This window comes from Curtobacterium flaccumfaciens UCD-AKU (assembly GCF_000349565.1).
Classification (GTDB): domain Bacteria; phylum Actinomycetota; class Actinomycetes; order Actinomycetales; family Microbacteriaceae; genus Curtobacterium; species Curtobacterium poinsettiae.
In genome coordinates this window covers 7,189-8,159 of sequence record NZ_KB714625.1, presented here as the reverse complement: position 1 = coordinate 8,159, position 971 = coordinate 7,189, and the positions used below count along the sequence as shown (strand labels likewise).

Here is a 971-nt window from a genome sequence, read left to right as displayed (position 1 = left end):
CGTCGCCTACGGCATCTGGGGCGCTTCCGGCGTCGCACTGACCGCGGTGCTCGCCGCCGTCCTGTTCGGGCAGGCCCTGACCCTCACGATGATCGTCGGGATCGCGCTCATCGCGGTGGGCGTGCTCCTGGTCGAGATCGGGTCCCAGCGGGCGCTGGCACGCCGCGAGCAGGAGCCCCGCTGATGGGGTGGGTCCTGCTCGCGATCGCGATCATCACCGAGGTCGGCGCGACGATCAGCCTCAAGCTCGCGACGGACGGGAAACGCGTCTGGTACGTCGCCGTCGTCGCGGGGTACCTGACCGCGTTCAGCCTGCTCGCGGTGGCATTGACGCTCGGCCTGCCGATCGGGGTGGCCTACGGCATCTGGGCCGCGACGGGCGTCGCCCTGACCGCCGTCCTCGGACGCGTACTCTTCCGCGAACCCCTCACGGCGCTCATGCTCGGCGGGATCGCGCTGATCATCGTCGGCGTGCTCCTCGTCGAGCTCGGGCACTGAGCGCCGTGCCAATTTCGCCTGGTGCGAGGTTGCACGCGTGGTGCGACCCTGATGCTTCGCACCACGTGTGCAACCTCGCACCGGTCAGCGACGGACAGCCCCTGGGGTCAGCTCGATGAACGGATGCGGTCCTGAGCAAGGGCGATCCGGATCGTCTCGAGTGCCGTCAGCCCGAGCGCCGCGTCGGCGGTGGCGGTACCGCCGCGCACCATCGCGATCCCTCCGGCCACGACCGGCTCGGTCGGCAGGACTGCCCGGTGCCCTGCGTGCCGATGGATGACCACGGTCGTGGTGTGCCCGGCCGCGGTTCGCCGAGCTGCGATGCGGCGAACGCTCTGGGCGCTGGGCCAGACCTGGTCGTCCTCACCGGCGATCAGGACGAGCTGCGGTATCCGCTCGACGGGTACCGCCGCTGCCCGAACCCGGTCCGCGGCAGCTTCGTAGGAGTGTTCGTAGAGCGATCGGAAGCGCGG

2 protein-coding genes and 1 pseudogene are annotated in these 971 nt (G+C 70.6%); 2 read left to right on the top strand and 1 reads right to left on the bottom strand.

Annotated features, from left to right (window positions below):
- Both H489_RS29960 and H489_RS29955 read left to right on the top strand, forming a co-directional pair.
- A pseudogene (locus tag H489_RS29960) lies at positions 1-184 on the top strand (QacE family quaternary ammonium compound efflux SMR transporter); the annotation flags it as partial.
- Positions 184-498, top strand: coding sequence for a DMT family transporter (locus tag H489_RS29955; RefSeq protein ID WP_017887482.1), 315 nt, complete (start codon positions 184-186; stop codon positions 496-498). The pseudogene H489_RS29960 and the gene H489_RS29955, both read left to right, overlap by 1 nt.
- Positions 499-605: 107 nt before the next feature.
- Here H489_RS29955 and H489_RS29950 read toward each other — a convergent pair.
- The coding region (locus H489_RS29950; protein ID WP_017887481.1) for an acyl-CoA thioester hydrolase/BAAT C-terminal domain-containing protein at positions 606-971 on the bottom strand (366 nt) is incomplete at its 5' end.